This window comes from Treponema bryantii (assembly GCF_900111035.1).
Lineage (GTDB): Bacteria > Spirochaetota > Spirochaetia > Treponematales > Treponemataceae > Treponema_D > Treponema_D bryantii_C.
The window spans coordinates 66,773-93,769 of sequence record NZ_FOFU01000008.1; the positions used below are offsets into that span (position 1 = coordinate 66,773).

Below are 26,997 nucleotides of genomic sequence, written 5' to 3' on the forward strand. Positions count from 1 at the left end.
ATGAAAAATAAACAACCACTCTCAAATACAGCTTTACTTCTTACAATTACAATCTGTACATTTGTCGGAATGTATCTTCTTGCAATGATTATCTGGGGCGGCGGATTCTTAAATCCTCAGCAGTTCCTCGATCTGTTTAATAACAACTCATATCTGATTGTTGCGGCTTGTGGTCTTACAATCGTAATGATTACCGGTGGAATTGATATTTCGGTTGGTGGATCTATTTCTCTTATTACAATGGTTTGTGTCGTTGTAATGGAAGATCATAATGGTGGAATTCTAAGTTCAATTCTGCTTTCTCTTGGAATTGGTCTTGCAATGGGGCTTGTTCAGGGATACCTCGTTTCATACCTTAAAATCCAGCCATTTATTGTAACTCTAGCCGGAATGTTCTTTACACGCGGTATGACAACTATTGTAAGTAAAGTTCCTAGAAGTGCTTCAAATGAACTCTTTACAGATTTAATGGATTTCGAAATTGATGTTCCATTCCTAGGTCATTATGCGAGAAACGGAAACTGGATTCCAGCCTATATCGAAGTTGGTGTTGTAATTGCGCTTCTTGTTGTTCTGATTCTCTGGGCTGTTCTTAAATGGACTCGCTTTGGACGAAATCTCTATGCAGTTGGTGGAAACAACGAAAGTGCGCTTATGCTTGGTATCAATGTAAGAAGAACTCAGTTCCTTGCATATATTCTTTGTGGTGTGCTTGCAGGAATTGCGGGCTTCTGTTACCTCTTACATACAGGTGCCGGAAATGCTTCAAATGCTACAGCTGCAGAAATGCAGGCAATTGCTTCTTCGATTATCGGAGGAACACTGCTTAGCGGTGGTGTAGGAAGTGTAGTAGGAACTCTGTTTGGTGTTATGTCTCTTAAGACAATCAATAACATCGTAGTAGCTTCTGGTTTGCGTGAGCCATACTGGCAGAGTATTACAACAGGTCTTATGCTTGCATTCTTCATTCTTCTGCAGAGTGTAATTCTCTCACAGAGAAAGAAGAAGCTGGGTAATATGGCTGGTTAACGCTCAACACTCAGCTTATATTCACGGGGCGAAAGCCCCGTATTTTTTTTGAAGATATAGCTGAAGTAGTGCGGATCAGAAAATCCGCATTCATAGGCAATATCATAACCCTTCATATCTGTTTCGCGCATGAGTCGCTTTGCATTTTCCATACGAACGTTCGTTAGATATTCAATAAAGGTAGTTTTACATTCCTGAGAGAAAATTGTACTGAAGTGGTTAGGGCTAAGACAAACTGCTTCTGCAACTGTAGTAAGAGTTGTATTCTGGTCTGCATAATTTTCTTCAATGAATTTTTTGGCCTTCAGAATTACATCGCCGTATTTTCCTGTCATTTTTGAGTCGCGGAAATTAAGCGCAAAGGTGAGGACTTTTTCAATGGTCTGCTTAAATCGCTCTTCATCTGAAACTGCATTATCAACATAGTTTCGCTGAAGAATTTCCGGATTAAGTTGTTTTATGTCTCCGCCGAGTTTTTCGACAAGCTTAGAAACAGCAAAAATCAAATCAACAAGAAGATATGACGCAAATACACTGAACTGGCCAGGGTTATTTCTGATAAGAGTCATAGATTCTTCGATTATGACAGAGATATCATTTTTGCTTGCGTATTTAAGGCGGTCAACAAGAGGATCGTTTTCTTTAAGATCCAGAAGGTCCAGGCTTCCGCTCTGGAGGTCATCGGAACTGATAATACGGTTCTGCTTTTCAGAAGTTTTTTCTGGTGTGCCGCCTAGTTCAAGAATATGTTTTGCGTCTTCATAAGAAATATTTAATTGAGAAAGGTGTTCAACTGTTTTTCCAATTGCTGTAAGAACCGTACAGTCCTCATTTTTAGTTGCAATATGTCCAATAGTTTCTGCAGCATGGAAAATATTTTCATCAAGTTCCTGTTGTGATGTACCCTTAAAGATACAGACTAGAAGATTTGAATGATGGAAGAATGATACAGCCTGTTCCCATGCAGTTGAGTATGAATTCAAAAGAGAACAGGCTTCCTGCTGATTCTGAATATTATTGCTCTGACTTTCAATTTTGCTTATTAAAACCTTGTAATAGCGGGAAATAAGGTTAATTCCAAGTTCACTGCATTTTGTCATGATTGTATTTGCTTCAATTGCACCATGAACAAGATTATTAAGGAATTCCTTTTTGATAAGAGTTTCACTTGATTTCAGTTCTTCTCTAAGTTTTGAAATATCAGAGAGCTGTTTGCGTTCCTTATCAATCTGAGCGGCAGTTTTATTCAGGCTAGCAATAAGTTCATCTGGGGTAAAAGGTTTGAGAAGATAATCTTCAATTCCAATTGAGATGGCTTTTTTTGCATAATCAAATTCATCATGACCAGAAAGGATTATAATTTTAATCCATGGCTGAATTTTTTTTATTGTTTCTGCGAGCTGTAGTCCGTCCATAAAAGGCATTTTAATGTCAGTAATAAGAATGTCAGGTTTTATTTCCTGAATCATTGAGAGTGCAATTTCTCCATCAGTTGCTTCACCGGCAAAAGAAAAACCGCTTCCTTCCCAATCAATTTTGGAACGAATTCCTTCGAGTACAATAGGCTCATCATCAACAGCAAATACACTATACATTTTTAACTCCTATTCGACGGTATTGTAAAAGAAATTTTACTTCCTTTTCCAGCTTCTGATTCAATAATCAAACCATCAGTCTGATCTCCGTAATATAACTTCAGTTTTTTATTTACATTATAAAGTCCGTATACAGAACTTAGTTTTTCAGAATCCACCGCGCCGGTTCTCAGCTCATTTCGTACCTGGCCAAGTCTTTCTTCTGTAAAACCGGCGCCATTATCTTCTACGACAAATCTAATGAAGTTTTTAGTTTCATCAGAGTAGTGTACGCTTACCTTGAGTTCTCCACGGCCACGCTTGTTTTTAATTCCGTGATAAATCGCATTTTCAATAAGAGGCTGAAGAACAAGTTTAATCATCTTAATATCCATCAGGTCTTCATCTGCATCAATGGTATAATTCAAAATATCTGCATATCTGATTTTCTGAATTGTCAGATAGTTTTGAATGTGATCCAGCTCCTGCGAAATTGTAATCCATTCATGTCCGCGGCTTAATGAAATGCGAAGGAACTGTGAGAAGGCTTTTGTAATTCGCACAACCTCATCAGTTTTTTCTTCCTCGGCAAGCCAGACAATTGTATCAAATGTGTTGTATAAAAAGTGTGGGGTAATCTGTGCCTGAAGAGCCTTCATTTCTGCTTTCTGGAAGTTCTTCTGTTCTTCCATATTTTTTTTAATCAGTACATCAATCTGGCTGGTCATGGTGTTAAGGTTTGCAGCCAGAGTATCAAGTTCATCTACATGAGGAATGTCTATTCGTGCGGTAAGATCTCCGTGAGCAACCTTTGTAGACAGATTTTCCATGTCTGAAATCGGTTTTTCAATGGCATCAGAAACTTTTATAAATCCGTTTATCGAAATTATGATTGCTATGATTGTGATGATAATCTGAAGTGCTGCAAGAATAATTGAAGTATTTCGAAGCGACTGGTTAGTTTTATTTGCAGATTCAATTTCCGTTACAATAAAATCCTGCATAATATCAGAAAAGAGGGAAGTAATTGTTCGGATTTCATCAAGGGTGGCTTCATTCTGAGTAACGGTACTTCCTTTTTTCATCTGAGAAATCAGCATGTCGATATTGCGGCGAAGTGTGGCTGTTGTTCTGTTTGCAACTTCGAGTTTTCCACGGCTCTCAGCATTTTTATTTATCATCAGCATAAGGGAAAGTTTTGCATAAACTTCATCAAGCATGTGATACTGGTTGCCGTCCTGAATGGCCTGCTTACCGCTGATGATATTCCAAAGTTCTGCAGGAATGTCATTTTTTACAGTAGAATTGATATTATTTGCTGTGCCTACATTCGAGATAATCTGGCTGTACTGCCGGATATGAATCTGTGTGACTACAGAAGAATAAATCGTTGGAATGAAGGCAATAAAAAGCAGCGAGATATAGGTTTTAAGCAGTGTTCGTCTAAGACTTGTGTTTTTCATTTTTTACCTGTCAGTATCCGCGCGGATCATATTTTGAAAAATTATCGTCTTCTGTAAATACAGTTTCGTAATTGTAAGTTATGCGCGGAATAGGTTCGCCTCTTGCAATTTGCTTTACAAGGGCCATAAGCATTTGTCCGTGGTTTGGATTACATTCAACAACACAGTTAATTTTTCCCGCAATCATGGCATCAATACATTCCTGCTCGCCATCAATGCTTATAATGATTGTTCCTTTTCCTTTTGGATTTATTTTGTGTGCTTCCATAGAATCAAGGAATCCGAGCGTCATTGAATCATTATGAGAAAAAATTACATCGATTTTCTGCTTGTTGTAATAAATTGTATTTGTGGTATTTCCGTTTTCCAGAACATTGCTGGCAAGGAGTATATCACCAATTTCCTTACCACGGGAACGCAAAAAGTCTCCGTTTTCTGAATGAATGATTTTGAATTTAGAATTTGTACTTATTATTTCACGGAATCCTCTGGCACGATCTTCTACAATAGAAGAATTTTCTGTACCACTGATTTCAAAAATATTGATATCTCCGCTTCTGTTTTTGCATTTATTTACAAGATAGCGTGCAGCTCTGCGGCCTTCTTCAACACCGTTTTCCCCAAGAAAGCCTGCATATAAACTTGGATCAGCGTTAATCTGGCGGTCTACAAGAATAACCGGAATACCTGCATCCTTTGCTTCCTGAAGTACATTATCCCAGCCATCTTCAACAATCGGAACAAAGGCTATAACATCTACCTGATAAACTATAAATGACCTTATTGCTTTAAGCTGATTTTCCTGTTTCTGCTGGGCATCATCAAAAAGAATCTGAATGTCATTGTCTGCCGCCGCTTCAAAAATAGACTGTGTGTTACGGGTTCTCCATGAACTTTCTGAGCCAATCTGTGAAAATCCGAGAATCAACTTATCGCTATTCTTTATATTCTTTTTTGTTAAAGAGTTATTCAGTGTCTTTGAATGAATTAGTGTTACAGAAATAATTACTGCTATGGCAATGGTAATAAAGAGTATGCTTAGTGATATTATGAGATTTTTTCCAATTATACGTTTCATTTTGCTTATCTTTTCTTCTATATTATTTAATTTTAAGAGTGGATTGCCATAAAGTCAACATAAACTGAAAGCCTATGACGAAGGTCATATTGCATGTGTTCCCCTAAATCATAAAATAACGTATAATTATATACATGAAAAATATCACATCTTTTCGGAAGGTGGCTTTAGCAGCAATGATGCTGTTGCCACTTTTTATTATTGGCTGCCGTTATGATCTGGTAGATGAACCTTCTCTTGATTATAACGAACATAAGACTGCAGCAGATTATTCGGATTTTATTCTTCCGCCATCTAAAATTACAGCCAGTCATGGAGAAAGCAAGGCTGTAACAATTTCCTGGGAAGCAGTAGAGAATGCTGTTCAATATCAGATTTTTGCTGCAGAAAACCCATTTAGTACTTTTTCTAAGGTATCAGAAACAAAAGGAACAGAAACTGAAATCCTTATTGAGGAAGAATCCGGTATAACTAAATATTATTGTGTAAGTGCCGTAAACTACTACGGAACTGTTTCATCTAAAAGTATCGTTGTCTGCGGTTCTACACTCGCAGTTCCTATCATTACAGCTATTGAACCTTCAGAAGAGGGTAATGCCGTAAAACTTAGCTGGTGGATGGATAACTGTTCAGACGAAACCTATGAAAATTCGGTTTCTTACAATATCAACGTATACAATGTTACTAACCAGACTATAAAGTTCAAATCACTTGAAGCAGAAGGAAATCTTCGCGAAGTGAATATTGACGGTCTCGCCTCAACAACAGAATATCTTTTTGAAGTTGAAGTTGTAAAAGCCGATTCCACAGCAAAAGAATGCAGTGAAAAAACTTCAGCAGAGACTGCGCATCGGGTTATTCCGGATGCTCCAAAGAATTTTAATGTATCTCAGGGTGAAACAACAGATTCAATTATCCTCAGCTGGGAACTTCCAGAGAAAGTCTGGTACCGTGATAATTCTGGTGTTAGTGGATTTTCACTTCATGCATTGAATTTTGAAATTTACAGAAAACTTGCAACTCAGTCTGATTCAGATTATGGTGCCTCTGTTTATACATATACATTTAATAGCGCAGATGACTATATTCCTGGTGATACTGTTTCATGGGAAGATAAAGACGCTGTTCACGGTAAAAAGTATACTTATTATCTGAAGTCTGTAACAAATGATACTCCGGGTAAAACAATTACAGCCGAATCAAGTAAAACAGAAGCTGTTGATGGCTGGCTTGTTAGTGTTCCAGCGTTTTCTATTGCTTCTGAATATACTAAGAGCGAAGACCAGTTAGCTTTTGAAAAGATTGCTTTCTGTTTTAATGTTTCTTTTGAAACATTTGGTAAGTCTTATAAATATATTATTAAACGAGAAAAATATGATTTCAGCGATGTTACAACTCCTGTAAAAATTGAAGACATTTCATTTACAGATCTTACTGAATTAAATGCTCATAAAGATGTTTTTGAAAATCCATCTGTTGATGCAGGTTATTACAAGTATACACTTTATGTATGCCCTGCCGATAGTGCTGATGGAAGCAGTGCATATTATGCAATTGATGCCTCTGGTAAATATCTTGTTTCGGCAGATGCAAATGTAGTACCGGTTGTAGAAGGATTTACCCTTGCTGATGGCTATAGTGATAAATTTGTTCTCTCATTTAGGTATAATTCAAGTTACAATTATACAATTCACTGGCGAAATGTTATTGATGGAATTGCTCAAGCAGAAGAAAGTCTGGAACTTCCTGAAAGTTTATTTGAAAATGTCATAGAAGGTGAAATCTTTAATTATAATCATAAAGAAGGCGTAACTTCTGGTGACAGACGTATTTATTCTCTCGAAGCTTCTATGGGACTTTCAGAACGTTTCCGTCCAAATGATGATACAACTGATAAGATTTATGAAACTTTGGGAACTGCAGAACCTGTTATTACTGAGTATGCCTATGATAAGCTCCTTGTCGAATGGCCTGCTGTACAGAAAGCAACTGCAGGTTATAAGATTTCTGCAAAGTATGAAGGTGAATCTGAAGAACTTGTTATTGAATCAGCAGAAGGTGTTGATGCAAACTATGAAATAAAAACAACCGGTTCTGATGATGAGTTAAGATATACTTGTGTAATCACTAAACCTGCAGGATATGATGATGCTTTAATTTCTGGTAAGAACATTAAATTTACAGTAACTTCACAGAATACTGTTGATGCAACTGAGAGTACTATCGATGTATGTACAGTTGGACCGGCACTTACAAATGTTACTGTGCTTCCAAATCAGGCTAACATTATTGATGTAAAGTGGAATCCGGTAGATGGAGCAGATGGTTATATTATCCGCCGAATTACTTATAAGACTGCGACACAGCATCCTGAACTGATTTCTGAAGATAATTTGTCTAATCCGGATGTATATTATTATGACGCAGTTAATAACACTCTAACAATTAATAGTGAAGCTGCTGATGGTATAAGAGCTTCTGTAAATATTGTACAAGGTTCTTATAAGCTTACTGATACATATAAAGAAGCAGCTACAAATACTAATCCTTATGAAGTAAACCAAAGCTATATTGCCTGGGGTATTCCATATGGTTATACAGTAATACCTGTAAAACATGACGGTTCTTCAGATGATTTTAATCTTGCAGGAAGAAATGTTTCATTTGATGGAAATAGTTATCAAAATGTTGCTGAAGAATTTGGTGCAACTATAGGTTATGGCTTAAATATTCATGCCAAAAAATCTGAGAGTGCAGATACTCAGGTACTTGAATGGGATGCACCGTATAATCCTGTATCATCATTCTCAATATATTATAGAGTTGCAGGAAGTGAACTTAATTCATGGCAAGTATTTGAAAAAAATGTATCTTCAACAGAAGTAATTAATGGAAAAATGACTGCTTCCTTTAAGCCTGATAATGTAACTGCAGCATACGAATATCTTGTTGCATATAGGCAGGAAACCCCAATTATTGATGGAAATGTGCCTGAATCTTTAATAAAGGATTCTGAAATAGGTCTTTCTTCAGTAGATACCAATTACGATTATACAAGAATAATTGATGGCGAAAAGATTAAAGCTGAAAAGTTTAATAAGGGGTATTTGCTTGCTCAAAAGTTTACACCAAACGAGGCTCCAGAAGATGCAAATGATTTTTCTGAAACTATTACTCTAACAGCATGGAATTATGATCAGCGTTCAATTGGTCCTGATAAGGCCTATCTTAGAATAAAGAATTATAACATTTCTAATGATTGGATTCAGGTTGCTGAATTAGATGAAAAATTACATTTTGTAAAGAGTTCTGGTGCTGAAAATACAAAGGTAAAAAAAGGTTCTAATGATACAACAGTAATTATAGAACCTGCAAATTTGATTGGTGATACAAAAGATAATCCTTTTACAAAAGATTACCCTATTACAAAAGGACCTTTACAGGTTCTTCGAGACGTAAAGCATTATTATTCTATTGAACTAGTTCGTGGAGATTTTTCAACAGTTATTGGTGATGATGACTCCAAATATGCATACAGAAATATTACTGATTATGAATTTGCAAAAATGGTGATGCTTATATTTGCAGATGGTATGACACAAATAGGGGAATTAAAATTTGATAACTATGCAAATGATCCGAAAGAGATGAGTGATGCAGGCTTAGGTGGCAAAATTCAGGCTTATCATGAAGGAAAGACTGGAACGAAATATTTCTATAAATTTATTAATTATGCACCAAAACTTGAAATGCCATCTGGAAAGAATGCAGCTTCATTACAGATTAATGCAAACGGGGAATGCTTTAGAGAATCTGCTATTGCTGGTTCATATCCTTTAAGTTTCTCTGAAGTTACAATAAATGTAAGTAAAACTAATGATGAAATGCCATCTTCTTATCAAAGACAAATAAAGTTTTATTTAAATATTGAATATGAATACAATTGGCTAAAAGTTAGAAATGAATTTAAGAGTCTAGAAGGTACATTGAAACTTCAAAATACAAATATCGCATTTAATACTAAAGAAGATTGTCGTGTATATGTTCCATTCAGACTTTGGTATGAAGATGCTGTTTATTATCAGGACCCAACTTACGGTTGGTGGACAGAATAGGAGAAATCAATGAAAAAGTTATTTAAAGTTTTTACAATATTATGTACATCGCTCCTGTTTACCAGCTGCTATACCTGGTTTGAAGAACAGGTGAAAATGGATACAGAAAAGCCAAGAATTAATCTTGGTGATCTTTTATATCAGGAAAAACCGATTACTTCTCTTAATCCTCCAACACAGTTACTGGTTTCTCAGGGAAGTTACAGTAATGAAATAAAAATTCACTGGGATGATGTTCCTTATGCTAATTCTTATCGAATTGAGCGTGCAATAATTGCACCTGATTATACAACTGGATTATATACAAATCCTGAGGATGGAGATTTTAAGGTTCTCAATAAGTATGTATATTCGAATACATTTGTAGATAAAATCCTTTCTAATCCATCAAATTCAAATCCGGAATATTCATATCGCTATTACTATCGTGTATGTGCAGAAAATATTCCAAAAGGTCTTGAATCAAGTGAATTTACAGAAACTTCCGTTACATCCTGCGGATGGCTTCTTTGTCCTCCATCTTCTATAGAAGCTGCAAAGGGCGAAAATCCGGATTATATTCAGGTTTCATGGACTGCAGTTCCAAAGGTAAATAAATATGAAATTTACCGCGGTGAAAAAGAAAATGGGCTTGGAATGGAATACCTTGATTCAGTTACTGGTAATATACTTTCATATAAGAATCAGCTTTCGTCTAAAGAAAAGGGAGTTGAGTTCTATTACAAGGTACGTGCAGTTCTTTCTGATGGCTCACAATCAGCATTTACAGGTCTTGCGTTGGGATATTCTTCAGAAGAAGGTGCACCTGGAGCACCATTAGATGTTGCGGTTACTGACGGATCAGGTGTTTCTAAAAAGTCTTTGAATATTACCTGGACTGCAACTGATTCTCATACAGATGGTAGTAAAACTTACAGCATAAAATATGCTCTTTATCGTACCAGTTCAATTGATTCAATTTACACTCTTGTTCGAAATAATATTACAACAGGCGATGTTACAGATGAATCTCTTCTTAAGCCTGGAATAAAATATTATTACTATGTACAGACAATTGCTACGAACACTGCAGATTCGAAAGAGATCGTAAAATCTGCCTTCAGTAAAACAGGTCCTGGCGAATCTGGTGAAGCTGTCGGCTGGCTGCTCAGTCCTCCTTCAAATTGTGAGGTTGCAGATTCGGATGATGCTTCAAAGTCTGTTATTCGATGGACTCCTGCAGTTGGCTACGAAGAAGTAGATTACATGTACAATATTTATTCAATTGATACATTGGATGGTGTGCCACAGCTTATGGTTCATGATATTCAGCCAGAAACAGATATCATTCTTGGAGAAGACGGTTATTATAATTTGACAGTTGATAAAAAGCCATTCTACAGAATTACAACAATCAATGATACTTTAGGTACAAATCTGGAAAGTGATTACGGAGCCATCATCGCTCCAAATCCATCAGCTCCTGTAAATGTTACAGCAACAAAAACTGATGGCCTCAAAGATGATGGTGGGTTAAATAGTTTTACTCCAAACAACAACGGAGTATACCCTGTAAAAATTACCTGGGCTAAGCCTGATGGGGAAAATCCTTACGGTTATTATGTATATCGTTCGACAAAACCTGATTCATCATTCAGAAAAATTACAGATAATCCAATTACAGATGCTTTGAGTTTTATTGATGAAAATGAATCTGCACGTCCTGGTACTTTATACTATTACAAGGTCGTATCTTTGAATGTTTTGATGCAGGGTAAAAAAGCAAATGAGCAGACTTTGGATTCGCGTGGATATGGTGCACTTACACGGGATCAGTGGTTCCGTGAGTACAACAAAACTGTAAAGCGTTCTCAGGCAAAACTTACTCTAATGCATAAGAGTGATGATATGCAAAAATTAGGTTCTGATTCTGCAAATGGAGATATATGTGGAAAACTTACTTATAATGCAGAAGTTGCAGGTCTTGGTGCAGAAATAAAAATGCATTATGAAAAGTATGCAGATTATTATGTGAACAATAATCCAGAATTGGGTATATACTTCCTTCTCACTGGAGATACAAATACAACTGCAAATATGAGTGGTAATGGTTCAATGAGTGGAACTAATACGGCTGATGTTTCTGGAATGTATCCAGGTTATGCGAAATATAATAAACTCCAGATAAAGGGGGGTGGAGCAGGTGGTGGAGCATATATAGTCTGCACAAAAGATAAAAATGGAAATACAATTCTTGCTGAAAGCGATATAAGCTGGACAATAGGTGAAGAATAGGAGATTTAGAAAAATGAATATGAAAAATAATAAGAAAATAATTTCTGCTGTTTTAATGTCAATGGTATTAGTAATCACAATGCTTTTTGCTTCCTGCTATCTTCCAAGTCCGCTTTATGGAACCTGGGCAGATAATGATGGAAATAAGATCCAGTTTGTTGATGACGGAACTTTTTCTGCTGCAATAAAAGAGACGGATAATTCCATAACTCATTATGAAGGTAACTGGTCTACTGTTGATAATGTTCTGATTTTTAATATTCAGGGTGATACTTCATATATACGAAATACTGAATGGGATATCCGCGGTGCAATGCTTTATTTGACCTGGACAGCAAATGGTAATACAAAAATGCTGACTCTTTATCATACTGCCCGCTAGCATATAACTAAGGAATACTGGAAATAATTATGAAAAAAATAATCTTATTGCCTTTTATATTTTTGATTGCTTCAGCACTTTTTTCACTCGATTTGAGTCTTGATATGTTCAAGAACTGCAAAATCATCTTTGATGAAGGTGTAAGCTATGCTCAGGTTACCAGAATTGAAAAGATGGATAACCGTTCAAATTTTGTTCGTGAAAATATGATGGCTGGTGCATATTTTTCAGTACAGACATTAGGTCTTCCTATTGTTGATTTTGAACTTGATGTCAGCGCTTACTATCCGTTTTATCAGGCTTTCAATGGAATGAAGCAGAAAACTCATAATATTATCAATTATGCTTTTGATGGATTCTTTGGAGCTCAGAAAACCTTTAAGCAGTTCAAGTATGTTTATATTAACTGTGCTGTTGGTATGCATTATATGTATCAATTAACTGATGAATACCACATGAATTATCTGGGAATTGGTGGTGAGCTTGGTTTTGAGTTACCGCTCTTACCACGCTGGACTATTGTAAACAGAAATTATATTTCTTACGATAATGCAAATCTTGGTTCAAACAAACTTATTCAGAAGTTTGATGCGGCTTATAATTATCATTTTGATTTGGGAGTTCGCTATACTAAGCGTGTTCCTAATGAATATCCGTATATAAAAATCTGGCCGAAGGATAAGCCAAAGAAGGTTCGTAAAAGTAAAAAGAAGAAGGCTGTGGTAGAAGAAATGAATCCTGAGGCTTCATCAGAAGCCCCGGAAAAAAAATCCCCGGTTGAACCAGAGAATGAAAAAATAGACTAGAGTCTTTCTTTTATTGCTGTAATATACTCGGCGCAGGCTTGCGCCTGCTTAACAGGAAGCACATTCGTGCTTCTTGCCGATTACAGTCTACTTCTAATAGCACTGATAAACTGCCATGAATCGAGGACTTCTTTAGCAGCTGGTTCTGCAATGCGTGCAATATCGCCTGTCATATAGCCTTCTTCAATTGTCTGAAGGGTAGCTTTTTCAAGACGTTTTGCAAACTCAACAAGCTCTGGAGTTCCATCGAGTTCACCACGCTTAGCAAGAGCTCCTGTCCATGCAAAGATTGTAGCTACAGGGTTTGTAGAAGTCTTTTCACCCTTGAGGTAGCGGTAGTAGTGCTTCTGAACAGTTCCGTGGCTTGCTTCGTATTCGAAGTTTCCATCTGGGCTTACGAGTACAGAAGTCATCATAGCAAGAGAACCACAAGCTGATGCAATCATATCAGACATAACATCACCATCATAGTTCTTTGTTGCCCACATGAATCCGCCTTCGCTTCTCATAACACGAGCAACTGCATCATCAATCAAAGTATAGAAATATTCAATTCCAGCAGCATCAAACTTAGCTTTATATTCTTCATCAAATACACGCTGGAAAATTGCCTTAAAGTTTCCATCATAAGTCTTAGAAATTGTATCTTTTGCACCAAACCAAACGCTAATCTTGCGGTCAAGGGCATAAGTAAAACAGCAGCGTGCAAAGCTTTCGATTGAGTTATCAAGATTGTGGATTCCCTGAATAATTCCAGGTCCCTTCATATCCATAATTGTCTTGCGGATTTCTTTTCCATCAACACCAGTGAAAACAAGTTCTGCTTTACCGGCAGTAGGACATTTAATTTCGCAGTTCTTGTAAACATCACCATAAGCATGACGACCAAGAACAATTGGCTTTTTCCAGCAACTTACAGTACCGTGGATATTGCTTACAAAGATTGGCTCACGGAATACTGTACCGTCAAGTTCTGCACGGATAATTCCGTTTGGACTTGGAGTAAGCTGTTTCAGTTTATATTCTTCAACGCGTGCCTGGTTAGATGTGATTGTTGCACACTTAACACCTACATGAAGACGTTTAATTGCTTCTGCAGCAGCATAGGTAATTTTGTCATCAGAATCATCGCGGCTCTTAAGTCCGAGATCAAAATATTCTGTCTTCAAATCAATATAAGGCAACAGGAGTTCATCCTTGATAACCTTCCACAAAACACGTGTCATTTCATCGCCATCAAGTTCGGCGATTGCATTTTTCATCTGAATCTTTGCCATAATGCGGTTATTATATAGAAAAAATATGTGTGTTGCAATGAAAAAGCCCGAGCGCAGGCTCGGGCTTTCTACGGAAGTCTAAAAAAAATTAGCGTCCCCATGTAAGAATGAGGTCGTAGTTGTCTTCACGAACTTCAAAATACTGGTTGTATTCACCGCAGGTAGGGCAGTATTCTGGTGCGTTTGGTCCTGTTACAATATGACCACACTTAAGACATTCCCAAACCTTTACAGAACTCTTTGCAAATTCTGCTTTTGAATCTTCATCTTTAATAAGTGAGCGATATCTGTCTTCGTGGCGTTTTTCAATTGCAGCAACTGCACGGAATTTAGCAGCGAGCTCTGCAAAACCTTCTTCTTCAGCAGTTTTAGCAAAACCAACATACATGTCGGTCCATTCATAGTTTTCGCCGTCTGCTGCAGCTTTAAGATTTTCAGCTGTACTGTTTATACCGCCGAGTTCTGTAAGCCACATCTTTGCATGCTGCTCTTCATTGCTTGCAGTTTTTTTGAAGATTTCAGCTACTTTAGAAAGTCCTTCTTTTTCCGCTACTGCAGAAAAATATGTGTATTTGTTGCGTGCCTGAGATTCACCTGCAAAGGCAGCCAAAAGATTCTGTTCTGTTTTTGTTCCTGAGTATTTGCTCATACTAAGCTCCTATAAAATATAATACATCAATTATGTGCGATAACAATATATAAATCAAGACTAAAATAGGCCGCCAATCATATAAACTGCGAATGCACAAAGCCAGGCAACTGTACACTGCCAGAAAGCCATTGCAAAAGCCCATTTTGCACCTAATTCTCTCTTTACAGAAGCTACTGCGGCAATACAAGGGCAATACAAAAGGCTGAATACAAGAAGACTTGCTGCAGATAATGGTGTAAGTGCAGAGGCAACACCTCCTGCAAACAAAATCTCAAGTGTAGAAACAACGCTTTCCTTTGCCATAACTCCGGAAATCAGTGAAGTACAGATTCTCCAGTCGCCAAGCCCAAGTGGACGGAAAAGTGGTTCAATAAGGCCGGAAATCTTTGCAAGTATACTTTGTGATGAATCTTCAACAAAAGTCAAATGTAAATCAAAGCTCTGTAAGAACCAGATTACAATAGTTGCAATGAAGATTACTGTAAACGCACGCTCAAGAAAATCTTTTGCTTTTTCCCAAAGAAGCTGACATACACTCTTAGGACTTGGGAGGCGGTAATTTGGAAGTTCCATCACAAAAGGAACTGGTTCGCCCTTAAATAAAGTCTTTCTATATAATAGTGCATTCAGAATGCCTAAAATAATTCCAAGAATATAAAGTCCTGTCATGACAAAACCACCGTGCTTTGGGAAAAACGCTGCTGTGAAAAAGGCGTAAATTGGAAGTTTTGCAGTGCAGCTCATAAAGGGAGTCAGAAGAATTGTCATTTTACGGTCACGTTCACTTGGAAGTATGCGTGTAGACATTACAGCCGGAACAGTACAGCCAAAGCCAATTAAAAGAGGAACAATGCTTCTTCCTGAAAGTCCAATTTTACGCAGCAGGGTATCCATCACAAAGGCAACTCGCGCAATATAACCTGAATCTTCCAGCATAGATAAAAAGAAGAATAAGGTTACGATAATCGGGAGGAATGAAAGAACGCTTCCAACACCTGTAAAAATTCCATCTATTATAAGTGCATGGAGTACTTCGTTTGTGCCCATTGCTGTAAGGCCTGAATCAACAAGTCCTGTAAGTGCTTCTATTCCACTTTCCAGAAGTCCCTGTAAAAAGGCTCCTATTACATTAAATGTAAGGAAGAATACTAATCCCATAATCAGAATAAAGAAAGGAATGGCTGTGTATTTTCCTGTGAGCAGTGTATCTATTTTTTGTGAGCGGATTCTTTCTTTGCTTTCATGAGGTTTATGTACAGTTTGTCTGCAGACGTTTTTAATATAGGAGTAGCGCATATCTGCTATTGCAGCGCTGCGGTCCAAACCTCGTTCAGCTTCCATCTGAAGAGAAATATGCTCGAGAATTTCTTTTTCATTAACATCGAGGTCGAGTGCATATAAAATTCTCTTATCACCTTCGAGAAGTTTACTGGCTGCAAAACGAACCGGAATGCCGGCTTTTACTGCATGGTCCTGAATAAGGTGAATAACTGCGTGGAGGGCACGGTGTACGGCACCACCGGAATCATTTTCATCACAAAAATCCTGGCGAAGAGGCTTTTCCTGAAAGTGTGCTACGTGTACGGCGTGTTTTATAAGCTCATCAACACCCTGATTTTTAGCAGCAGAAATAGGAACAACTGGAACCCCAAGCAGCTCTTCCATTTTGTTGACATCGACTGAGCCGCCGTTGCCGGTAATTTCGTCCATCATATTAAGGGCAATTACCATTGGCACATCCATTTCAAGCAGCTGCATTGTAAGGTAGAGATTGCGCTCGATATTTGTGGCATCTACAATATTTATAATTCCACGTGGTTTTTCATTAAGAACGAAATTTCGTGAAATGATTTCTTCGCTTGTATATGGAGACATTGAATAAATGCCCGGAAGATCTGTTACAAGGGTATTCGGCTGTCCTCTGATTGCGCCGTCTTTTCGGTCTACTGTAACTCCTGGAAAGTTTCCTACATGCTGATTTGAGCCTGTAAGCTGATTAAAAAGAGTTGTCTTTCCGGAGTTTTGATTTCCCACAAGAGCGTAGGTGAGGAGAGTATCATCTGGAAGAGGATCTCCGTCTCCTTTAGCGTGGAATTTTCCGTCTTCACCAAGACCAGGGTGCAGGGTTTTTACAGCTGCATTTGCTGAAGTTGTTGTAGTTTTATGTTTGTTATCAGTTTCTGAAAGATTTTCGGTTTCAATTTCGATTTTTTCTGCATCTGCAAGACGCATGGTCAGTTCATAACCGTTTACATCAAATTCTATAGGGTCGCCCATAGGCGCTAGCTTTATTTTTGTTATGATGGTGCCTGGAATTACACCCATATCAAGAAAGTGCTGACGAAGCTCTCCGTTTCCGCCGGTTTTTGTAACCCGTGCAGAATCTCCAATTGCTAAATCCTTTAATGTCATAAATATTATGATAGTGCATTTTTAACTATAATTCAAATATGAATAAAATATTGATTAGCAATTTTGAAATTTATGAAGTATAATTATTATTGACAGGAGAGAATCGGCGATGGAGTTTTTACGGCAGCACCAGCTTTCGATTATGCTATTTTTGTGCGGAACCTGTACTGTTCTTGCTATTCTGAGTTTTTTTACAAGTTCTATGCCCAAAAAGAGAAGGCGTGCGCTGACTCTTCTTGAAGTTTATGCGGCTCTGCTTCTGTTTATGGACCGTTTTGCCTATTTGTTCCGTGGCGATCCTTCAACATTAGGCTGGTGGATGGTCCGCATTTCAAACTTTTCTGTTTATCTTTTTTCTATTTGTATCCTTCATGCCTTTACACTTTATTTGTGTGATTTATTTACAAATGAGGGTGGATTTAAAACAATTCCGCGCAGGTTAAAGATTGCGGAAGTTATTTTTGGCGTAAGCATTATTTTCCTTATTCTGGGAACTGTTTCAGGGCTTTATTATACTTTTGATGAAATGAACCGTTATCATCGTGGAACCGGCTTTTTAATGAGTTATGCTGGTCCGGTTATAATGATTCTGCTGCAGCTTTCGATGATTCTTCAGTATTACAAAAGGATTGCCCGTAATATACGTATACCGCTTTTGTTTTTCTCTCTGATTCCAGCCTGTGCAACCTTACTACAGCTGTTTTTTTACGGTATTTCCTTTCAGAATATTGCCAGTGTTGGAATGGCTGCTCTGCTTTATATCTTTGTACTTGTTGATATGAATAAGCGGGTTAATCAGGTAAACCGTCTTGAAGTTCAGTATCTTAAGGATGAACAGAATAATATCATGACTCTGTTCAATCAGACTGCAATGGCTCTTGCAAATGCTATAGATGCTAAAGATGTATATACTCACGGACATTCCATGCGTGTTGCAGAATATGCTCGGAAAATTGCAGAAGCAGCAGGTAAAGATGAAAAGTATTGTATAGATATATATTATGCGGGCCTTCTTCATGATGTAGGAAAAATTGGTGTTCCTGTGAGCATTATAAATAAAACGGGAAAACTTTCGGAAGATGAGTTTGCGGAAATAAAAAAACACCCTGTAATTGGAAAACAGATTCTTTCAAGCATTACAAAGTCTCCGTATCTTTCTATTGCGGCAAAGTCTCACCATGAACGTTATGACGGACGTGGTTATCCTGAAGGACTTAAGGGAGAAGATATTCCTGAAATTGCCCGCATTATTTCTGTAGCTGATTCCTACGATGCAATGACTTCCAAACGTAGTTACCGTGATCCGATTCCTCAGCAGAAAGTTCGTGAAGAAATAGTGAAGGGCACTGGAACTCAATTTGACCCGGTTTTTGCAAAAATCATGATTCATCTTATTGATCTTGATACTGAATATTCAATGAAGGAGCACGAGGAAGTTACTGAGCTTTCCGGTAAGAATATTCTGCACTGCCGAGAGTACCGTGAAGATAAATCTGAAGGCATTTTACTTAATGAAAGTATTACTAAAATGCGTCTTCATTATGTTTGTGATGAAGAGAATGCGGGTCTTGATTCTGTTCCTTCTTTTGTTGTTTTTGATTCTCTGGATTCACGTATTCATGAAACAGAATCCAAGCGTAAAGATCTGCTTTATCTGGAATATGGAACTATCCGCTTTGACGGTAAAACCGAATGTGTTGCAGCCCGTGACATCAAGGTTGAGTTTGAAAAGAATGCATCTGGCGCGGTAGATTTTGTAGAAGAATATAAAAAAGGTATTGATTATGATATTGAAGCTGTTCGTGTAAAAGATCATATGATGCTCAAGCTTTCAAGTCCGCTTAGCACTGTAAGATTTATTATGGCACTGCCGGACTGTTCTCATTACTGCTATCTTGGACTTACAGGTCTTCACTGTACAATATCAGATGTTGAAGTTCATAAATCTGAAAACGTTGTTCCGGCAGATTATATTCCGCGGATTGCTCCTGAACTGAATTATATTTCAGGTCCAGAGGGAAATATTCCAAGTATTCAGATTGATGACTGGTGTTCAGCTTTCACTGAGGGTGTGATTGTTACAGAACGTATGTCTATCAGTTTCCATACAATGAGTCTGCCTACTGCTCGTCTTATCTGGCATTGTCCCTATATTGTTCTTTATTATTCTGCTGATAAGCAGGTTCGCGGGCCCGGCTATAAAGAGTTTGCGCTTATTCGTCTTGATGGTGAGCATTGGGAATCAGATGGTCATGCCACAAACAATATGATTATCAATAAAACTGATGATTTTGAAGACTGGGAAACCTGGAAAAAAGTTAATAAAGCTGGTATGGACTGTAAGGTTAGTATTCACCGTGAAAGCCGCCGCATTACTGTAATTACAGAAAATGCCGGTATTCAGATTCGAAGTGTAACTATTCTGCAGGAAGATATTCCTGATATTTATGTTGCTCTGACCGGCGATCAGTGTGTTCTGACAAATATCAGAATCTCGTAATCTTCACAAATAGGCCTAAATATGGTATTCTTTCCTCTATATTTCTATAAAGAGGAACAAAAATGAAACTCCACAATTCTGGCGTAATCTATGAAAACGGTGTACTCCGTGACGCAGCCGCATCTGCAGACGGCGCAAAAAAGACAATTGCATATTCAATTCTGCAGAAACACAACACAAGCGGAGACGAAAGCAAACTTAAAATCAAGTTTGACAAAATTACTTCACACGATATTACTTACGTTGGAATTATCCAGACTGCACGTGCATCTGGACTTGAAAAGTTCCCTATCCCTTATGTTTTGACAAACTGCCACAACTCACTTTGTGCTGTTGGTGGTACAATCAATGATGATGACCACATGTTCGGTTTGACATGTGCACAGAAATACGGTGGAGTTTATGTTCCTCCACACCAGGCTGTTATTCACCAGTATGCTCGCGAAATGCTTGCTGAATGTGGTGCAATGATTCTTGGTTCAGACAGCCACACACGTTACGGTGCCCTCGGTACTATGGCAATTGGTGAGGGTGGTGGAGAGCTCGCAAAGCAGCTCCTCGGAAAAACTTATGATGTAAACTATCCTGGCGTTGTTGCAATTTATCTTACAGGAGCTCCTGTTCCTGGAGTTGGTCCTCAGGACGTTGCTCTTGCAATCATTAAAGAAGTATTTGCAAGCGGCTTTGTGAAGAACAAGGTAATGGAATTCATTGGACCAGGTGTTGCAAATCTTTCTGCTGATTTCCGTATCGGCGTTGATGTAATGACTACAGAAACAACCTGTCTTTCTTCTATCTGGGAAACTGATGGTAAAGTAGAAGAGTGGTATGCAATTCACGGCCGTGTTGGTGCTTATAAGGAACTTAAGCCAGGGGCTGGTGCTTATTACGACGCTGCAATCGAAATTGATTTGAGCGAAATCCGCCCTATGATTGCTATGCCATTCCACCCATCTTGTGCTTATACAATCGAAGAAGTTAATAAGAATCTTGATGATGTTCTTACTGATGCAGAAAAGCGTGCAAAGGTAAGCTTCGGTGATAAGGTAGATTTCAATCTTCATAACAAGATTATTGACGGCAAGCTTTATGTTGATCAGGGTATCATCGCTGGTTGTGCAGGTGGTGGATTCGAAAATATCTGTGCTGCAGCTGATATTCTTAAAGGCAAGGACAGCGGAAACGGCAAGTTCGTATTGAGCGTATATCCAGCTTCTATGCCAGTTTACATGGAGCTTATGAAGAACGGTGCATTCGGTGCTTTGATTGATGCCGGTGCTGTTGTAAAGACTGCCTTCTGTGGTCCATGTTTTGGTGCTGGTGATACTCCTGCTAACGGTGCATTCTCTATCCGTCACTCTACAAGAAACTTCCCTAACCGCGAAGGTTCTAAGATTCAGAACGGACAGCTTTCTTCTGTTGCTCTTATGGATGCACGCTCTATCGCAGCAACTGCAGCAAACAAAGGCTTCCTTACAGCTGCTACAGAATTTGATACAGAGTTCAGCGGAAAGAAATATTTCTTCGATAAAGCAATTTACGAAAAACGCGTATATGATTCTAAGGGTGTTGCTCATCCTGAAGTTGAGATTCAGTTTGGTCCAAACATTAAGGACTGGCCAAGCATGAAGCCACTTTCTGATGACCTTCTCATCAAGATTGTTTCTGAGATTCACGATCCTGTAACAACAACAGATGAACTTATTCCATCTGGAGAAACTTCATCATTCCGTTCAAATCCACTTGGACTTGCTGAGTTTACACTTAGCCGCCGCGATCCAGCTTACGTTGGCCGTGCAAAGGCTGTTCGTGATGGAGCTGAAGAGGTTAAGGCTGAGGTAAAGACTGCGGCTAGCGCACTCGATAAGTTCTCTGCTGGTTTTGGTGCACGTGCTGAAGCCGCTGGCCTTGGTTCATCAATCTTTGCTGTAAAACCAGGTGACGGTTCTGCACGTGAACAGGCTGCAAGCTGCCAGAAGGTTCTTGGTGGCTGGGCAAACATCGCTAACGAATATGCTACAAAGCGTTACCGTTCAAACCTCATCAACTGGGGTATGCTCCCATTCCTCTACAAGGATGGCGACAAGAATCTTCCATTTGCAAACGGCGACTATGTATTTATTCCGGATGTAAAGAAGATGGTAAGCGAAAAACTTCCAAGCTGTAAGGCATATGCAGTTAAAGCCGACGGTAAAGTAAACGAGTTCGAGCTTTCAACCGGCGACCTTACAGATGATGAAAGAAAAATCATCCTTGCCGGATGCTTGATTAATTTCTACAAGAATTAATTAACCGTCATAAAAGATGAAATAAATCGTCATTGCGAGCCGAAGGCGAAGCAATCCCTAAAATAGATTGCCACGTCGCTGCGCTCCTCGCAATGACGTATATAGGAGACAGTATATGGTAGACTACACAGAAGGTTCAGGAAAACAGTATCACACAGGCGTTGGACCACAGGATATCGGCAAATACGTTATCATGCCTGGCGACCCGAAGCGCTGCGAAAAAATTGCTGCACACTTTGATAATCCGAAGCTTGTTGCAGACGTTCGTGAATACACAACCTACACAGGTACTCTCGAAGGTGTTCCTGTAAGCGTTACCTCAACAGGTATCGGCGGACCTTCTGCTGCAATAGCCATAGACGAGCTTGCTAAATGCGGTGCCCACACCTTTATCCGCGTAGGTACCTGCGGCGGTATGCAGGAAGACGTAATGGGCGGCGACATTGTAATTGCTACAGGCGCTGTTCGTATGGAAGGCACCAGCCGCGAGTTCGCTCCTATTGAATATCCAGCTGTTGCAAACCTGGACTGTGTAAACGCACTCGTAGCAGCAGCTACAGAACTTAAAGCTCCACATCACACAGGTGTTGTTCAGTGTAAGGATTCTTTTTTCGGTCAACACGAACCGGAAGTTATGCCTGTAAGCTATGAGCTCGAAAACAAATGGCAGGCATGGCTTCGTATGGGCTGTCTCGCAAGTGAAATGGAAAGTGCGGCTTTATTTATTGCCGGCCAGTTCCTTCGTGTCCGCGTAGGTTCATGCTTCCTCGTAGTTGCAAACCAGGAACGTGCTAAAAAAGGACTTCCAAATAAACAGGCACACGACACAGAACTTGCAATTACAGTCGGAGTTGAAGCTCTTCGCCGCCTCATAATTCAGGACAAGAATAAATAACCATGGTTATTTATTGTTAGCAGCTGAATATTTTATAGTAACATTTTTTTGCGTAGTCTCGTAAATCATGATATAATAGTAATCTATGAAGAGACGAGTCGCAGTTCTAGCTTGTGGCTGGAGTACATATTTTCTCAAAGATTTTATTCTTGGAATGCAGAGAGCTGTAAAGGATAAAAACATTGATATCTATGTATTCAACATGTATAACTACGATGAATATTCCGGCTTCCCGAACTGGACTGGTGCGTCTATTTTTAATCTTATCCATTATGAAGATTTTGACGGCATTGTCGTACTTGCAGATTTAATTGGTAATGTCAGAGTTCTCGAACGAGAACGCCTCAGAATCTTAAAATCAGGAAAACCTGCTGTATGTATCAATAAAAAGATGGAAGGCATTTGTTGTCTTCGAATTGATAATTACTCGGGAATGTATGATGCAATTCAGCACATTATAACAATGCATAATGTACGGGATATTGCATTTATAGCCGGTAAAGAAACTTCTATTGATATCAGTGAACGCTATAGGGCTTATACTCAGGTTCTTAAAGATAATAATATTGAATTCGATCAGAATAAGATTTTTTCCATTCAATTTACAGATTATCATTGTTCATATCGTTTCTTCTCAGAATATGTAAAATCCGGACGAAAGCTTCCTGAAGCAGTTGCCTGTGCAAATGACTTAATTGCACTTGGACTTCTTAAGGTCTGTGTTGAAAATAAAATCAATGTACCTGAACAGCTTAAGATTATCGGCTTTGATGATATTACCGAAACCCAATGTACTCAGCCTTCTATTACAACTGTTCACAACAATGCAGAACTTCTTGGAGCAGAAGTAATCAACAGACTTGAGTTTGGAGTAAATCCTTCTCAGCTTTTGAAGATGAGAAGTACTCCTGTTCTGCGTCAGTCTTGTGGCTGTGCTTATATGAACACAAAACAGCAGAGCCGTTTTACTCTCAGCATTCTTGATGATGCAAATAAAAAAGAAGAGTTTGATACTCAGATAGAAGTAATAGGCGAGATTTTTGCTGAATCGGCAGATGTATTTACACTGCTTACCAACGTAGAAAACTTCTTTACAAAATCACACAATTTTGAAGGCTCAGATTTCTGTATCTTCATGAAATCAGACTGGACTTCTGTTCTTATAAACTCTATGGAAAATCTTCCTCAAAATTTAAATTATGGAACTCAGGTTCAGGCTATCTGTTCTGTTCAGGATAATAAAAAATATCTTCGCGAGATGATAAATACCCGCGAACTTATTCCTGCAAAAATGAAAACTGATGAAAGTTCAACTTTTTTATTTTTACCGGTTTTTCATCATTCTTATGTTCACGGATATTTTGTTACGAAAAATAATCTTTCTATGATTGATAATCGTTATGGTTATATCTGGTCCAGAACTCTTGGAACAAGTATTGAGCAATTCCGTAAAAAGAATATGTACAGACAGATGAGTCAGCAGTATCTTAAGCTTTCTACTAAAGATGCTCTTTCTGGTGCCCTTAACCGTCAGGGACTTGAAAAACTCGCAAAACCATATTATGCACAGAACAAAAAGAATGGTCTAACAACTGTTCTTTTCTTTGTTGATATAAATAAAATGAAGCATATTAACGACCAGTTCGGTCATCTGCATGGAGATCTGGCTGTAAAAACTGTTGCAGCAGCGGCCATGGAAACAGTTCCAAAGAACTGGCTTACAATTCGTTATGGAGGTGATGAATTCCTTATTGTAGGGAACAGCAAAAACTATAATGGCGAAGATTATTGTTCTATGATAAAAAAACGTTTAGAATCTAAGACTGCGGTAATGCATTTGCCATATAATCTTTCTGCAAGTGTTGGAACTTATTCAGTACCGGCTCACTCAGAACTAACTCTGGAGCAGGCTGTAGAAAATGTAGATAACATAATGTACGAACAAAAGCAAGCCTTCCATAAGGAAGACGATCAAAATAAAGAGGAAGCACATGAGTAAATCAAAGGTAAAATCATCTATTAGATTAAGTCTTGTATTGTGGCTGGGAATTGGTATGATTCTTATTTCCATCGTTATGACTTTTATGATAGGTCGTACTGTTCTAAGGAGCAATAAAGAGCAGATTACTAAGAATATCGTCACTCTTACAGAATCTAGAGGTGTAACTTTAGAGCGAAAGATGACAGAAATTGTTTATTCTGCAGAAGCTCTGGCCGGATTCTTAGGTGGTACCTGGGCTATTCCTGAAAAGCAAAGGCATTCTGCTGCTGAACAGGCAATACGTGCAATGGTAAAATCTTCCACAATTGATTCTGCGTGGGCATACTGGTTGCCAAATATGTTTGACCACAAAGACATTTTACGTAAGGATTCTGACGACAATCCATCTGGACAGTTTAAGATTCATTATATTCGTGACAGAAATGGTCGTATCAAAAATGATATTGTTTCTGAATTTAGCGAAGCTCAGATTGAACAGGCTACAAATAGAGGAAGCACCTTTATTAGTGAGCCTGTACATACAACACTTGATGGGGAATCTGTTTTGACTACAAAGGTTTTTGCTCAGATTCAAAACTCGCTTGGCCAGCGAAGCGGTATTGCTGGTATTGATATTGTGCTTTCTGGTCTGGAAAACTTAATGGATGGCTCTTCTATTTTCCGTGGGACAAACTGTCAGTTCTTTACATCTTCTGGTGCCGTTCTCGCTTCTTCAGATCATTCGATTGTAGGACAAAAGTCTTTGTTCTTCCTTGATAATAATTTAAAATCATATTTTGACCCAATCTATATAAAGCCTGATGGAAGCCGTGCACAACCTGGAGATGACATTTCGGATTGTAGTATTGATTATTCTCCAATTAGTTTCAATACGGATATTAACCATCAGACTACGTTTGTTACAATAGTAAAAACTCAGGTAGACCGTACTGGTGATTCCTGGTTTTTTGTTTCTCTGACACCTGTATCTGAAATTGATAGCAGCGCATGGACTACTATCTGGATTATTATTACAGCTTTCGCGCTTCAGATTGTTCTTGTAATTATTATTGTATTTGGTGTCGTAACAGGTATTACAAAACCTCTTAAGACTACTGTAGATGCCCTTCAAAATATTAGTGAAGGTGATGGAGATATGACCGTTCGTCTTCACGCACATCAAAATAATGAAATTGGTGCAATGTGCGATAGCTTTAATAAAACAATGGATAAACTTTCTGTTTCTATTAAAGATGTAAAAGCTTCAAGTGAAGAGATGGATCAAATTGGTACAGAACTCAATGATTCTATGAGTCAGACTTCACAGGCTGTAATTGATATTACCTCAAGTATCCAGTCAATTCAGGAGCAGATGCAGGATCATGCTGCTGGAGTTGAGGAAGCTCTTTCTGTAGTAGAACAGATTGTAAAGAACATTAAGAAACTGAATGAAAATATTGATACTCAGGCGGCAAGTGTTTCAGAATCTTCTGCCTCTATAGAAGAGATGACGGCAAATATTAACAACGTTACAAACATTCTTGAAAACAACCGTTCTTCAATGAATATGCTGGAACAGGCTTCTGAACTTGGTCAGTCTCTTATTAATAACATGGCTGAGCTTTCTTCTAAGATTCAGGATCGTTCAAAGAATCTTCAGGAAGCATCTTCTGTAATCAGAAATATTGCGAGTCAGACAAACCTTCTTGCAATGAATGCTGCTATTGAGGCTGCACATGCAGGAGACAGTGGACAGGGATTCTCTGTAGTTGCCGGTGAAATTCGTAAACTTGCTGAGGAATCTGCTTCGCAGGGATCTAGAATCCAGAATGAACTGAAAGATGTTCAGGATCTTATCAAGACTGTTACTGAATCTACAAATCAGGTACAGAATCAATTCAATAGCATCTTTTCTCTGACAAAAACTGTAAGTGAGCAGGAATTGATTATTGATGAAGCTATGAGACAGCAGAACGAAGGTGGAGCTCAGATTCTTAATCTTATTAGAACTATTAATGATATTACAAATAACGTTAAGAACGACTCTGACGAAATGATGGAAGGTAGTAAACAGGTTTCCTTTGAAATGGATCGTATTGCCCGCATGACAACTTCTGTAAATAATAATGTAAAGAATATGACCGACAAAACAGATGCAATCGGCAGTTATTCACAGAAAGCTCATGAATGCGTAGAAAAGAACGTTGAAAGTATTGCAAAACTTCGTGATGCAATGAATAAGTTCAAGGTAGAATAGGTCTGGAGGTGATT

Annotated in this window: 16 protein-coding genes; 10 read left to right on the forward strand and 6 right to left on the reverse strand. The window is 38.3% G+C overall.

Features of this window, described 5'->3' with window-relative positions; all coding sequences use genetic code 11:
- Positions 1-1,029: an ABC transporter permease gene (locus tag BMY21_RS12260; protein WP_074644641.1), complete on the forward strand. Its 1,029-nt coding sequence runs from the start codon at positions 1-3 to the stop codon at positions 1,027-1,029.
- On the opposite strand, the gene BMY21_RS12265 is transcribed toward BMY21_RS12260, so the two are convergent.
- From BMY21_RS12265 to BMY21_RS12275, 3 genes are read right to left on the reverse strand one after another with little or no spacing between them, the layout of a single operon-like run.
- Positions 1,026-2,624 carry a response regulator gene (locus BMY21_RS12265; protein ID WP_074644643.1) on the reverse strand — a complete coding sequence of 533 codons (1,599 nt, stop codon included), beginning with the start codon at positions 2,622-2,624 and terminating at the stop codon, positions 1,026-1,028. The genes BMY21_RS12260 and BMY21_RS12265 overlap by 4 nt on opposite strands.
- Positions 2,625-2,626: 2 nt before the next feature.
- A complete protein-coding gene (locus BMY21_RS12270; RefSeq protein ID WP_074644645.1) occupies positions 2,627-4,066 on the reverse strand; it encodes a sensor histidine kinase in 1,440 nt (479 codons plus the stop codon).
- Between the two features lie 10 nt (positions 4,067-4,076).
- Positions 4,077-5,144: an ABC transporter substrate-binding protein gene (locus tag BMY21_RS12275; protein WP_074644647.1), complete on the reverse strand. Its 1,068-nt coding sequence runs from the start codon at positions 5,142-5,144 to the stop codon at positions 4,077-4,079.
- Positions 5,145-5,278: 134 nt separating this feature from the next.
- Between BMY21_RS12275 and BMY21_RS12280 the strand changes: the two genes are divergently transcribed.
- The 4 genes from BMY21_RS12280 to BMY21_RS12295 are packed head-to-tail and all read left to right on the forward strand — an operon-like array spanning position 5,279 to position 12,721.
- Complete coding sequence (locus BMY21_RS12280) at positions 5,279-9,259, forward strand: fibronectin type III domain-containing protein (protein ID WP_143064229.1); 3,981 nt, start codon at positions 5,279-5,281, stop codon at positions 9,257-9,259.
- 9 nt (positions 9,260-9,268) lie between these two features.
- Positions 9,269-11,533 carry a fibronectin type III domain-containing protein gene (locus tag BMY21_RS12285; RefSeq protein WP_074644651.1) on the forward strand — a complete coding sequence of 755 codons (2,265 nt, stop codon included), beginning with the start codon at positions 9,269-9,271 and terminating at the stop codon, positions 11,531-11,533.
- 13 nt (positions 11,534-11,546) lie between these two features.
- Entirely contained in the window at positions 11,547-11,915 is a 369-nt protein-coding gene (locus BMY21_RS12290; RefSeq protein WP_074644653.1) for a hypothetical protein, read from the forward strand.
- A gap of 29 nt (positions 11,916-11,944) precedes the next feature.
- A complete protein-coding gene (locus BMY21_RS12295; protein WP_074644654.1) occupies positions 11,945-12,721 on the forward strand; it encodes a hypothetical protein in 777 nt (258 codons plus the stop codon).
- Positions 12,722-12,801: 80 nt separating this feature from the next.
- Here the strand turns inward: BMY21_RS12295 and BMY21_RS12300 are convergent, their stop codons facing one another.
- The 3 genes from BMY21_RS12300 to feoB form a co-directional block, all read right to left on the reverse strand.
- On the reverse strand, positions 12,802-13,998 hold the full coding sequence (locus BMY21_RS12300) for an NADP-dependent isocitrate dehydrogenase (protein WP_074644656.1): 1,197 nt from the start codon (positions 13,996-13,998) through the stop codon (positions 12,802-12,804).
- An 88-nt stretch (positions 13,999-14,086) separates the two neighbouring features.
- Positions 14,087-14,647 (reverse strand): rubrerythrin, encoded by a 561-nt coding sequence (rbr, locus tag BMY21_RS12305; RefSeq protein ID WP_074644658.1) that lies wholly within the window; start codon positions 14,645-14,647, stop codon positions 14,087-14,089.
- Between the two features lie 60 nt (positions 14,648-14,707).
- Complete coding sequence (gene feoB, locus BMY21_RS12310; protein ID WP_074644659.1) at positions 14,708-17,062, reverse strand: ferrous iron transport protein B; 2,355 nt, start codon at positions 17,060-17,062, stop codon at positions 14,708-14,710.
- 109 nt (positions 17,063-17,171) lie between these two features.
- On the opposite strand from feoB, the gene BMY21_RS12315 reads away from it, so the two are divergent.
- The 5 genes from BMY21_RS12315 (at position 17,172) to BMY21_RS12335 (ending at position 26,983) form a co-directional block, all read left to right on the forward strand.
- A complete protein-coding gene (locus tag BMY21_RS12315; RefSeq protein WP_074644661.1) occupies positions 17,172-19,562 on the forward strand; it encodes an HD domain-containing phosphohydrolase in 2,391 nt (796 codons plus the stop codon).
- 62 nt (positions 19,563-19,624) lie between these two features.
- Positions 19,625-21,850, forward strand: coding sequence for a hydratase (locus BMY21_RS12320; RefSeq protein WP_074644663.1), 2,226 nt, complete (start codon positions 19,625-19,627; stop codon positions 21,848-21,850).
- A 115-nt stretch (positions 21,851-21,965) separates the two neighbouring features.
- Positions 21,966-22,745: a uridine phosphorylase gene (gene udp, locus BMY21_RS12325; protein ID WP_074644665.1), complete on the forward strand. Its 780-nt coding sequence runs from the start codon at positions 21,966-21,968 to the stop codon at positions 22,743-22,745.
- Between the two features lie 85 nt (positions 22,746-22,830).
- Complete coding sequence (locus tag BMY21_RS12330) at positions 22,831-24,744, forward strand: diguanylate cyclase (RefSeq protein ID WP_074644666.1); 1,914 nt, start codon at positions 22,831-22,833, stop codon at positions 24,742-24,744.
- Positions 24,737-26,983, forward strand: a complete 2,247-nt coding sequence (locus tag BMY21_RS12335; protein ID WP_074644668.1) for a methyl-accepting chemotaxis protein — start codon at positions 24,737-24,739, stop codon at positions 26,981-26,983. The genes BMY21_RS12330 and BMY21_RS12335 overlap by 8 nt, the downstream gene beginning before the upstream one ends.
- The last annotated feature ends 14 nt before the right edge of the window (positions 26,984-26,997 follow it).

What these genes read in the sequence shown, in the direction of transcription:
- BMY21_RS12295 (WP_074644654.1), top strand. Translation starts at nt 11,945, where the DNA reads ATGAAAAAAATAATCTTATTGCCTTTTATATTTTTGATTGCTTCAGCA.
- BMY21_RS12280 (WP_143064229.1), top strand. Translation starts at nt 5,279, where the DNA reads ATGAAAAATATCACATCTTTTCGGAAGGTGGCTTTAGCAGCAATGATG.
- BMY21_RS12260 (WP_074644641.1), top strand. Translation starts at nt 1, where the DNA reads ATGAAAAATAAACAACCACTCTCAAATACAGCTTTACTTCTTACAATT.
- BMY21_RS12290 (WP_074644653.1), top strand. Translation starts at nt 11,547, where the DNA reads ATGAATATGAAAAATAATAAGAAAATAATTTCTGCTGTTTTAATGTCA.
- BMY21_RS12270 (WP_074644645.1), bottom strand. Translation starts at nt 4,066, where the DNA reads ATGAAAAACACAAGTCTTAGACGAACACTGCTTAAAACCTATATCTCG.
- BMY21_RS12300 (WP_074644656.1), bottom strand. Translation starts at nt 13,998, where the DNA reads ATGGCAAAGATTCAGATGAAAAATGCAATCGCCGAACTTGATGGCGAT.
- BMY21_RS12315 (WP_074644661.1), top strand. Translation starts at nt 17,172, where the DNA reads ATGGAGTTTTTACGGCAGCACCAGCTTTCGATTATGCTATTTTTGTGC.
- BMY21_RS12330 (WP_074644666.1), top strand. Translation starts at nt 22,831, where the DNA reads ATGAAGAGACGAGTCGCAGTTCTAGCTTGTGGCTGGAGTACATATTTT.
- rbr (WP_074644658.1), bottom strand. Translation starts at nt 14,647, where the DNA reads ATGAGCAAATACTCAGGAACAAAAACAGAACAGAATCTTTTGGCTGCC.
- BMY21_RS12335 (WP_074644668.1), top strand. Translation starts at nt 24,737, where the DNA reads ATGAGTAAATCAAAGGTAAAATCATCTATTAGATTAAGTCTTGTATTG.
- BMY21_RS12320 (WP_074644663.1), top strand. Translation starts at nt 19,625, where the DNA reads ATGAAACTCCACAATTCTGGCGTAATCTATGAAAACGGTGTACTCCGT.
- udp (WP_074644665.1), top strand. Translation starts at nt 21,966, where the DNA reads ATGGTAGACTACACAGAAGGTTCAGGAAAACAGTATCACACAGGCGTT.
- BMY21_RS12265 (WP_074644643.1), bottom strand. Translation starts at nt 2,624, where the DNA reads ATGTATAGTGTATTTGCTGTTGATGATGAGCCTATTGTACTCGAAGGA.
- BMY21_RS12285 (WP_074644651.1), top strand. Translation starts at nt 9,269, where the DNA reads ATGAAAAAGTTATTTAAAGTTTTTACAATATTATGTACATCGCTCCTG.
- feoB (WP_074644659.1), bottom strand. Translation starts at nt 17,062, where the DNA reads ATGACATTAAAGGATTTAGCAATTGGAGATTCTGCACGGGTTACAAAA.
- BMY21_RS12275 (WP_074644647.1), bottom strand. Translation starts at nt 5,144, where the DNA reads ATGAAACGTATAATTGGAAAAAATCTCATAATATCACTAAGCATACTC.